A 10,233-nucleotide genomic window follows, 5' to 3' on the forward strand; every position below is an offset into this window, starting at 1 on the left:
CTTCCGGCGCGCAGTCTCGGCTGCCACTAGGGCGAGGACCGCCTGCTCGGCCAGCGTGAACCGGGCCGCGAGCCCCGGCGGGAGCCGTCCAGAGGCGGCCCAGCGGCGGCGGCGCTCCATCGAGGCATCCGTGCGCGGGCGCGAGCCGACGGCCCTCCTGGGCGATCCTGCGCGATCCTGAGTGGGGGAGATACCGCTTGGGTTAGAACTGGTCGGTGCAGCCGGAGAAAGCCGCCTCATCGCGGAGGCGTCCGTTCGTGCCTCAATCAGGCCGGATAGCGCTTCGGCCTCGGCCTCCGTGACCTTCCCGTCCCCGTAGGCACGCCACAGCGCAGCCGTGACGGCCGGCAACGCGGCGCGCGGGGCCGCCTCCACCTGTCGGCGGATCTCATCGGCATAGTTCATCGAACCCGGTCCCTCACGGGCCGCGGCTAGGGTCCAGGCAAAGCCTCCCCGTTGACGGAAACGGGTTCCGTCTTGACTCCCGAGGGGGAGCTATGGCTTGTGAGGGGAAGCGACTCCGGGCTCACAAGCCCCAGGTTTTCGAAGGCCTCGCCCTGCCAGGGGTGGGGCCTTTGGCTTTTCAGGGTCTCAGATCCGCGGCTGCTGCTCTCCTGATGGTGGCCGCGACTCGCCAGAGGCGGCCGGGCCGGAACGGTCCATGTCGGCCGGCGCGCACGGTTAAGTCAACGTCACCGGTTTTTGGATCTGGCCCGCGCAGCGGCGGCAGCTACGATCACTCATGGCCGTGTTCGCGGCCTAACAGGGCGAGGCATTCACGTGCAGCCGGGACAGATCAGCATGCGAGACGGGGCCCTTCATATCGACGGGTACCCAGATGCGGTGAAACTGATCCGATTGGCTGGGAAAAAAGCAAAGCAACTTGCTCATTACGCGGCGCATCGGTTTGATTTACGAAATGCAAAATTGTATCTCGACAATATGAAATCAGACAATCCAGAAGCCGTCAACGATGCTCTTTGGAGATCTGCTATCACTACCTACATCAAGTGCTTCACAGGTGGATCGGCCAGGAGTACAAAGCTACAGCCCGAACCAATATATGGGAACGACGCTGTAAAAATGATGGCGTTCTGGCATTTTAAGCATCTAAGAAATAAACACCTTGAACACGACGAAAATGCTTATGGTCAAGCAATACCTTGCGCAGCTATCAACGGCGGAGGAAAGCCGTTTAAGGTCGAGGGCGTATTTGCCAACACATTGCAGTTCGGCATCTTCGACGTTGGAAACTATGGTAACTTGCAGCTTCTCATCAGTGAAGCCGATCAATGGATTGAAGCCGCCTTCGATCAGCTTGCGGACGTGCTCACTGCTGAGCTTGAGCAGGAAAGTTTAGAGGACCTGCTTGGGCGGGAAGCCGTATCCATCACCGTCCCAACGGTAGGTCAGGTAGGGATCCGGCGTCCTGATGATGCCTGAACGCGGGCGGCTGCAGCGTGGCCCGCACGATAGCGACGTGCGGCGGCTCTGGGATGCCGAGCATGGCGCTGATCGCCTCGTGGCAGGCCAGCCGGCGACGGGCGAGCCGCGGCAGCTCGGCGCCGTCCGCTTCCGACCCTTCTCGGCCCCTCGTAAAGGCTGCTTTCTGGCACGTCCGTCGACTTCGACCGTGGGGGCGTGCCTTGATGGCCTGCAATCAGTCCTGGTCGTCGTCCTCGTCTCTATCGACACGTTTCATTAGCCGGTCCGTCTCTATCAAGACTTTTAAAACGCGCTGATACTGCCTAATATCCTGCCATTTGAGTTCGCATCCCCGGCGATGCTTCAGCCAATGCTGTGCCGGCTGATACCCCGCCAGGGGAAAATCCCATGCAACCTCCGGGACCTCGCCAAAGTATTGATCTTGATTTATCCAAATCTTACCGCCTTCAAATTTGGGCTTCACCACGATGCCGTCGCCGTCACCTTCGAACGGAAACGGTGTGTCCCCGATTGCCGACACTTCCATCAGGTGGATACGCCGCAACGCCTCGCCTTGCTCGCTGAAGTGCTTGAATTCGGCGGCGTCCACGGGGAACGGAACGCGCGGGTATCCTTCTTTCAAGAACATCCCGTAGTTCGAGCGATAGGCTGGCGAATGCAGCGCGCCGTAGATGTAATCGAACACCTTGATCTCGTCGGGCCGTGCTTCGCCGGTTGCGCTGCGGAACGCCTTCGTCCCCTTCGGCGCCACCAGCGGCTTCGTCAACCCGGCGGCCTTGCGGATCTTAGCATACAGCTTCGGCTCAAAATTGACCCGGATCGACTGGTCGAGATCTTCCTCCTCGGGGAACAGGTAGAGCGGGAAAGAGACCGATTGCGTCGAACTTTCCGAGAATTTGGTCTCCGAGATCTTGTCCGTGATGAAAAAGTGATCAGGCTCGGGGTTCTTGTTGCTACGCGCGGTCGTCAATCCGATGTTGTGGCGCCCGAAGAAGTGCCGCATCACCCTGTCACGCCGGTGCACCGCGACGTGGGGATTGTAGATCGTGACCCGGTCATCGAGAGGCCGATAGGAGATCGCCGTGACCTCGTCACGCCAATCTCCGGTGGCTAGCGCCTTCTTGGCGGCCGCGTAGTTCCACTGCGTCGTCGAGCAGAGCCGGAAGAGCCTGTCGGCATCAGCCTTCGTTTCAGAGGCAAGAAGCTGTGCTACCTTCGCCGCGGCCTCGTCGGCGGTCCACGAAATGGCGAACTCGTCCTGGGTCGTGACGATGCCTGGAGCAGGCCGTCCATTCACGGAGAACAGGTCTGCGACCGCGAAGCCGGCAAGGTAGGCGGACTCCTTAGCCTTGTCGCGAGGCTTGAACCTCCACGGCGTCGGATTTGTAGAGACGTCGGTGGTCTCCAACGTCTCCAAAGTGTCCACCCATAGCCGGTCATACTTCGAATTGCGGGAGCCCCAGTATTCGGCATGCTGGACCGTTGCAAGAGACTTCTTTTTGTCAACACTTTTGCGTTTCACAGCGATGATAATTGAGACGCCCTGGCGGATATCGAAGACGTTCTTGTCGGGTGAGCCGTCTGGGCTGACTTCCTTCTTCTTGGCGTTCCCATGTAGGTCCAAAACAAATATTGAGTCGAACGTCTGCCGCAGGTGATGTCGCATGTCGAGGAAAGTCGGATTATCGAGGTAACCGTGGTTTGTGATGAAGCCAAGGATGCCCTCGTTGTTCTTCTCGATCATGTGCTCAGCGAAGCGGATGAACTTCACATAGTCATCCGACAGCCATTTGGCCTGAGCTGGCCTCCTAAGCTCCGGACTAACTTTGTAATCAGCCATGAGGCCATTAATCCAATCGCCTTTGTTCGACGAATGGCCTGCATAGGGTGGGTTGCCAAGGACGCACATGATCGGCGTTTGGCGCTTCACGTCGTTGGCTAGCTTGGCCTCGTTGGCGAGCCACTGCGCGAACAGAGTTTGCTCTACACGCTCGCCCTCCTCCAAGGAGTTAGTGAGATACACGCCGAGCCGCGGCGGCTTGGCGGAAGGCTTATAGCCAAGCTCCGTCAGCACCATGTCGAGCTTCATGTGGCACATCGCGTAAGAAGCCATGAGCAACTCGAAACCGTGTAGCCGTGGCACCAAGTCCTGCTCGACGTAGCGCGACCATTGCCCTGGCGCGACGCCTTGGACGCGACCGGCGACGAGCTTTACCACCTCGGCGAGGAAGGTGCCGGTGCCAGTCGCAGGATCGAGGATCTGGACGCGGTGGACTTCTTTCCGGTTCGTGACCGGCTTGCCCCGCCGGTCGGTCTGCCCGGTGTCCCAGTCAATCACGATCTTACTGGTGTCAGCCAAGCCATCCATCAGACCGAACTCGCTCTTCAGGACGGCGTCCATTGCGCGAACGATGAAGTTGACGACCGGCTCCGGTGTGTACCAGACGCCGCGTGACTGGCGCTTCTTAGGGTTATAAGCAGCCAGGAAGGTCTCATAGAAGTGCAGGAACGGGTCGCTCCGGCCTGACAGCTTGCCGAAATCCTTCAGAATGTCGCGTACGTCGGCGGCGCGGAAAACTTCGCATAGCTCGTCGATAACCCAGCGAATACGATCGTCCAGGTCGACCCCTGCGATGTAACCGAACAAGGATCGCAGGAATGGATTTGACCGCGGCAGAAGCTCCAAGGCTTCGACACGGGTGAAAGTTTTCAAAGATGTGTCATGGAGCCTGCCGGCGAACAGGCCGTAGGCAATCGTCTCTGCATAAAGATCAGCGAAATCAACCTCAGTAATGTTGTGTATTAAATTTTGTTTGAAGGCTTCATACTGACCATTTAGCTCCGTATGAGCTTTGTCTTTCCGATCGATGACAAGTGCCTGCGCCATAATATCTTTTATCAGTACCGCCTTTCCGGCCATCATCTCGGCGAGTGACTCTGCAGTTCGGATCGTCGTCGGCGTAGCCTGAGCGAAATCCTTTAGCATCCGCTTGAGAAGTTCGAAGTTCTCTGCCCGCGACGGCAACCCCTTCGCTAGGTCAGCGATGGTGATGAAAGCCACCGGATCGCCGTTGCGAAGAAACTCGAAATCTAGTCCATTGGTATAGATGAGATTAGGGAGGCCCTTCCGGTAGCGTTCCTTCTGGGATTTGCTGTAATCACCTGACTTAAATACTTGTATATTTTTGCCGAGATCCTTCGCCTCGCACCATCCAATAGAGATCTCGTTTCGTATAAATACAAAGTCGGGGGCACCGACCGCCACCCGCCGTGGCTCGTTGATGACGGTCAGCTTGTCGTCGATTGCCAGGAAAAGCTTCGACAGGGCAGGGCGGAAGCTATGCTCAGTCGTCTGACCGCTCGCATGAAGCCCACGGATCGTCTCCAGATATCCAGCGATATCCATCCAGCTGCGCCCCGGCTGCGAAAATTGTCAGCCGGCTTATCCACTGCTCAGGTCGCTGCGCAAGGGCGGTGGCCTACCTTCTCGAATGACCAGCATAAGCGCAAGGCCGAACGGCTGCTTGCGGGCATCAAGCCAACTTCCGCTCCCCACCCTTAGCGGACCTTGGCATCAGGCCCGCTCCAGCAGGTCGAGAAGCATCGTGCCGGCCGCCGCGATGACGTTGCCGCGACCGCGCCAAGGCAGGATCTCGGCCACCGGCTGCGGCTCGGCCGTCACCTCCGGCAGAACGGTCTCGGGCGCCTCGGTCTCGCCGTCCCGGTCGCTGCCGCGCATGTAGACGACCTGCGAGCCGGCGACGTTCTCCGGCGCGGCCAGTGACGGCTCAGCGTCCGCGCCGTCCTCGACGTCGGTATCGCCGTCCATGCGGTCCAGAACCGCGATGATGCGGTCTGCGGCGTCGAGGGCGGTCTGTGCCGCCTCCTCCAGGCTGGCGCGGAGGGCGGCCCCGGCCAGCGGCTCCAGGATCTGCGGAGCGGCTGGTTTCGGACGCGGGGTGAAGGTGAGCACGTTGCCCATGGTGTCAGGTCTCGGGTCGCGATGAAGGGGAAGGCCCGGCTTGATCCGGCCGGGACGGTACGCACGGCGACAGAAGGCGGCCTGATCAGCCCTCGCCCCGTTCGACTTTGGCGTGAGCGAGCAGTTCGCAGGCGAGTTCTTCGATGGCCTCAGGGTCGCCGTTGTCGATGACGCTGACGGCCAGCATCGACAGCCGGGTCTCACGGTCTTCCCGGTTGTCCGGCACGCGCCGTCGGGCTTCCTTCTCGGCCGCGCCTTCTACGTCGGTCAGAGCGTCGCCGATCCACTGCACCAGCTTGCCGGCGGCGTTGAAGTCGGGGGCGCCCGAGGGGTGCGTCCGATCTCGACAGCGAGGCCCCCACGCATGAGCGTAGGCTACAGCGCCGATGCGTTCGGCTATGTCCCGAACCGCCTGCAGGTCGTCCAGGGAGGCCGACGCGAGGTCGAGCATGTCGACGAGGTTCGGGGCGGGTCGCAAATCAGCCTCTGCCGCCAGAACCTGCGCACCAGCGCTGTCCGGATCGATCGCGGCGGTTAGCGGGGCGGGGAACAGCTCCGCATGGATCGCGGCCTCTCGCTCGAGCCTGTCGCCCTGGCCTTCGCGCAGGCTGGCCATCCGGCGCTCGAACTCGGCCAGGGCGACGCCGTGCAGGCGCTCCAGCTCAATCTTGAGACCTTGGGGGATCCGAGCGAAATTCATGGGCTCAATGGCCGGGGAGGCCATGAAGCCGGGCGGCGGGGCGTTCCAGTCGACGTCGGATCCGGCCGTGAACGCCAGCAGGTCCCGAACCAAGCCGGTGCCGAGTTCATCCGGCCATGCGACCTCATCGTTCCGCTCTGCAACACGAGCCTTGAGGCGCAGCCCCGCAAGCGAGGCGGCCGGCAGTGCGGCGATGCGGTTCTCGATCTCGCAGAGTACGTCTAGGGCTTCACCGGAAGCGGCCTCGACCTCCTCGATCCCGGTCCGCTCGTGCCAGCCCTGGACAAGGCGCAGCCACTCCTCGTGCGGGCGGTCGCGCGATGGCTGCGGCTCGATATTGGCGGCTGCGTCCGAGACCATAATCTGCCGCTGGATGGCTGCGGCGTAGGCGTCCTGTGCCGTCTCCCATTCCGGAGCGAGCGCCAGCAGCATGGCGTCTGTCTCGGCGCGGCCCGCGGCCGTCGTGGGCTCAGCGCCGCTGCGGCGGTCCTGCTCAACCCGAAATGCGCGCTCGGGGTAGAGCGTGAGCGTGGACACCGCGTCGGCGCGCAACTCGCGCCGGATCTTGGCTTCCCAAGCCTCGCGCTCGTCGTCCGGAAGGCGGTTAGCCTCATAGACGCGACGGCGGCCGATCTCGGACTGCACATGGCTGTGCATCTGAAAGGCGTTGAAGGCGACCCAGCGCCCCATAGGGCGGCGCGAGACCTTCCCCGTGGCGTCGGCATAGGAGACCGTGCCGTCGCGGTGATCGATGCCGCTGACGGCCAGCACGTCGCCGGTGAGACCCGCTTGCGCGACCTCCTCGGCGTGGGTGGGCAAGGCAGCCTCAGCCGGCGGCCTCGGCGCGGGGATGCTGGCGCGTAGGTCGGCGGCGCGCTCGCGCAGGCTGGCAGCGGGATCGCGGCGGATCAGGTTCTTGAGGGAGGCACGGAAGGACATCGCGGGATCCTCGGATGAGGGACGCGGGCAGCCGGCCCGCTCGGTTGCGGGGCGGGTCAGAGGAGCGAGGCGAGGCTGGTCAGCACCATGCCGCCGCCGATGATGGCGATGGCGGCCAGCAGCTCGCCAGCCACGTCGAGGAAGCGCAGGGACCGGCTGTGCGCGGTGTCGGGCCGGATGGGTGCCACGGCCTGCCAGGGCTCGATCGTGCCGGGCTGGGTCTCGTCGGGCAGGTTGCGGTAGCGACGATCCAGCGGGATCTGACGGCGGCCGGTGCGGGCACTGGTGCTGCGAACCGGGACGGGCTGGCTGAAATTTGGGACGCGGGCATAGGACATCGTTCGCGCTCCTGGTGGGGCTCGTGGCAGAGGGTCGGTGCTGGGGGGTGACTGTTTTTTCGCCCCGATCAGGGCGGCGCGGGCGTCAGGCCGCTATGGGCAGCGGCTCGGCGGCATTGGTGGCCGTGCGACGGCGGACGGGCTTCGCAGCCGCAAGGCGCGCGAGGCATTCGGCGATCCGGTCCATGCCGGCGGACAGATCCCAAGCCTCAATGGCGTAGAGGCCAGGAGCGACATCGCTGGTGCCGCAGCATTGCAGGTTGGCGAGGTACGCCGCGAAAGCCTGCACGCCGGCCAGCGTCCGCGCCTCGGTCAGAACCAACTTCTCGGTAGCGGCCTCGTAGGTCTTCCGCACGGCGACCAATTCGGCCGCGTGGTACGACAGGCGACGCTTCGCCCAGAGGTAATGCGCCTCGGCGTGGAATTCCCCGTGTGCCTCGCGGTGGGTGGCGATGGCGGCGAAAATCGGATCGGGCTGCTTGCGGGCCATGGGTGCGGGGCGTTAGTGAGCGGCGGCGCGGTGGGCGGCCTTGGCGACCTGCCAAGTGGCTTTGAGGGCAGACGACATGGCCTCGGCGCGGGAGACGCCGCAGCGCTCCTGAATGCCAGTGGCAGCCTTGCAGGCGGCGGCCATGATGGCGGCGCGGTCGTAGCGGCCAGCGACGACGAGAGGGCGGGTGCGGGCGCCGAGCTGAACCAAGGCGCGGGCGCCGAGCAGGCCAGCGGGGATCTTGGCGCGGGCGTCCTGGCCGGCGCGGTCGATGCGGGTCCAAGAGACAGTACGGTTGGACATTTGCCAGCGCCCCGACTATGTATGCGGCGAACCCTGACGTGTGTTTCATACACATAGCCGTGTCGGTGTGTACCGTCAACTTCTAAATGTGTGTGGCAAACATCAATGCTGGTGACGGGCAATCAGCTCAAAGCCGCACGCGCCCTGTCCGGCGTTGAGCAGGCCGATCTCGCCGAGCGGGCGGACCTCCACGTCAATACGATCCGCAAAATGGAAGCGAAGGGGCCCGCCGAGATCACGAGCGGCGCCGATGTGGTCCGCCGGGTCCAGACCGCGCTAGAGGCGGCTGGTGTCGAGTTCCTGAACCATGGCCGTCCTGGTGTTCGTCTGCGAGGCGACGCGTGACCGTCGAGGCCGCTCCTGATGATGCCACCAAGGCTGAGGTTTCGCAGGGTGCCGATCTGAAGGGTCTATTGCGCTTCTTCGTGGGGGCCGCAAAGACAAGGCATAGCTGTGATCGCGGTAACCGATGCGCGACCTGCCGCTGGATTACGGCTCACTCGGTACGAAGTCCCACACAGCACCGCGACTGCTGTCGCTGTTTGGATCTTCATGAAGGCGCGCCATTCCCCAGGCTAGCTTATGAGTCCCAATCTCGTGTTTACGAGCTGAGAAGCTCATATAAGGCTCGGGAGGCTGTGTTTGCTCAACCGCCTGCTCAGCCGGGGCATTGGTCGACACCGTCGCCGTAGGAGCGACCAGATGTGCAACCGGTATATGCCGGATTATGAGCGACACAGGACGACGTGGTGGTAGAGGCACCGAGGCAACAGAAGCAGATTGCACAACCTCTTGGGGTACGAGAACCGTAGGGACGGAAGTTGCCTCGACTAATCGGTTATCTTCGGGAATATCGGTGTGGGGCGATACCTCTGTTTGGGTCTCCTGAACGACAGCTAAGCCCGTAGGAGCAGCGACGACATGCTGCTTAGGCTGAGGAGCGATTGGAGAGATCTCGGCAGCGCTTCGAACCTGCTCCAGCGGCGGTGGATCCGTCCACACGCGGACGGCGATAGGTGCTTGATCGATCGTACCCGGGCCCTCAGCTTCTAGGTGAGAGATTGGATTGTGTAGCCACAGCGCACTCAGGAGGCTGACAAATCCTATGACAGCCAAGCCGCCTCGTCGGAACGCACCATGACGAGGAGATCTTTCCAGAGACTTCAGCTCAATGGCGCAAAGCACGGATGGCGCTGACGTGGCGACTGGCACCCCACCAAACTTTTCCGGACCTAAGAGCGCGGCATCTTCAGTCAATACGGCAAAGGTATGAGCCTCTGAAGTTTCGTCGTGTTCGGTTTGAGACAGGCGGGCCTGTGCCACTTGGCTATCCAGCGCGCCAATACAGGACGCGACATGCGGAGTCGATGCTTGCAGCGCTTCCAGCTGTCCTTCGTGGCAGGCTTCTAGAACCGACAACACGGGATCCGGCTGCACCGCGGATGCGGTGAGCTGACTGCCAGTTGTATCCAAGGTAGGCTTTTCGGGCGTCGCCTTGTCATTGGTAGCATGGGGCACCCCGGCAGACCCGCGTTTGGAGCGTGACTTTTTGCGGCGCTTCTTCGAGCGTGCCCTCTCCCGTGCGGCCGCGGTCTCAGCGAATATCGTGCGCAGCGGCTCGTCGAAATCAGTCCACATCCGGTGCACCCATCGCTGATACAGCCGACCTTTTTCATGGCTATGTAGACAGGGATCAGCCCAGGCCGCGCGCCTTTATCGATCGTTAAATATTTTTGATGGCCGAATATTGTTCCCCTGATTTACAACATAGATTATATTGATCTGCTTTAGTGACCGCCGGCGTGAAGTTTATCCCCGAGAACGGCGGCGGGGCCGGGTTCCGGTTTCGCGAGCGGAAGGGATAGGCATCGGAGCAGTCAGGCTGGCTTCGAACATGCTTCCTTCATGGTTCTCGCTGCGGGGCTCCTCGCGGGCGGGGTACTCGCGGCGCTGAGACCATGAGCAACCCGGAACCAGACGAGATCTTTCGCAAGCGTCTGCTGCGCGTTGTGGCCGAAATAGATCGACACTTCGC

The 10,233-nt window shown here is 62.3% G+C and carries 8 protein-coding genes and 1 pseudogene; 2 read left to right on the forward strand and 7 right to left on the reverse strand.

Annotated features, from left to right (window positions below; all coding sequences use genetic code 11):
• Positions 1–405, reverse strand: a pseudogene (locus MKK82_RS28680) (helix-turn-helix domain-containing protein); the annotation flags it as partial.
• Positions 406–801: 396 nt separating this feature from the next.
• Here MKK82_RS28680 and MKK82_RS28685 point away from each other — a divergent pair.
• Complete coding sequence (locus tag MKK82_RS28685) at positions 802–1,443, forward strand: hypothetical protein (RefSeq protein ID WP_243987598.1); 642 nt, start codon at positions 802–804, stop codon at positions 1,441–1,443.
• 217 nt (positions 1,444–1,660) lie between these two features.
• On the opposite strand, the gene MKK82_RS28690 is transcribed toward MKK82_RS28685, so the two are convergent.
• From MKK82_RS28690 to MKK82_RS28715, 6 genes are all read right to left on the reverse strand, one after another.
• Positions 1,661–4,852, reverse strand: a complete 3,192-nt coding sequence (locus MKK82_RS28690; protein WP_243987599.1) for a type ISP restriction/modification enzyme — start codon at positions 4,850–4,852, stop codon at positions 1,661–1,663.
• Positions 4,853–5,020: 168 nt separating this feature from the next.
• Positions 5,021–5,428, reverse strand: coding sequence for a hypothetical protein (locus tag MKK82_RS28695; RefSeq protein ID WP_243987600.1), 408 nt, complete (start codon positions 5,426–5,428; stop codon positions 5,021–5,023).
• 85 nt (positions 5,429–5,513) lie between these two features.
• Positions 5,514–6,947, reverse strand: a complete 1,434-nt coding sequence (locus MKK82_RS28700) for a hypothetical protein (protein WP_243987601.1) — start codon at positions 6,945–6,947, stop codon at positions 5,514–5,516.
• A gap of 176 nt (positions 6,948–7,123) precedes the next feature.
• Complete coding sequence (locus MKK82_RS28705; protein WP_243987602.1) at positions 7,124–7,405, reverse strand: hypothetical protein; 282 nt, start codon at positions 7,403–7,405, stop codon at positions 7,124–7,126.
• A gap of 85 nt (positions 7,406–7,490) precedes the next feature.
• Positions 7,491–7,895, reverse strand: a complete 405-nt coding sequence (locus MKK82_RS28710) for a hypothetical protein (RefSeq protein ID WP_243987603.1) — start codon at positions 7,893–7,895, stop codon at positions 7,491–7,493.
• 12 nt (positions 7,896–7,907) lie between these two features.
• On the reverse strand, positions 7,908–8,198 hold the full coding sequence (locus tag MKK82_RS28715) for a hypothetical protein (RefSeq protein ID WP_243987605.1): 291 nt from the start codon (positions 8,196–8,198) through the stop codon (positions 7,908–7,910).
• A gap of 105 nt (positions 8,199–8,303) precedes the next feature.
• On the opposite strand from MKK82_RS28715, the gene MKK82_RS28720 reads away from it, so the two are divergent.
• A complete protein-coding gene (locus tag MKK82_RS28720; RefSeq protein ID WP_243987607.1) occupies positions 8,304–8,543 on the forward strand; it encodes a helix-turn-helix transcriptional regulator in 240 nt (79 codons plus the stop codon).
• The last annotated feature ends 1,690 nt before the right edge of the window (positions 8,544–10,233 follow it).

Origin of the sequence: Methylobacterium sp. E-046 (genome assembly GCF_022829625.1) — a bacterium.
Taxonomy (GTDB): domain Bacteria; phylum Pseudomonadota; class Alphaproteobacteria; order Rhizobiales; family Beijerinckiaceae; genus Methylobacterium; species Methylobacterium longum.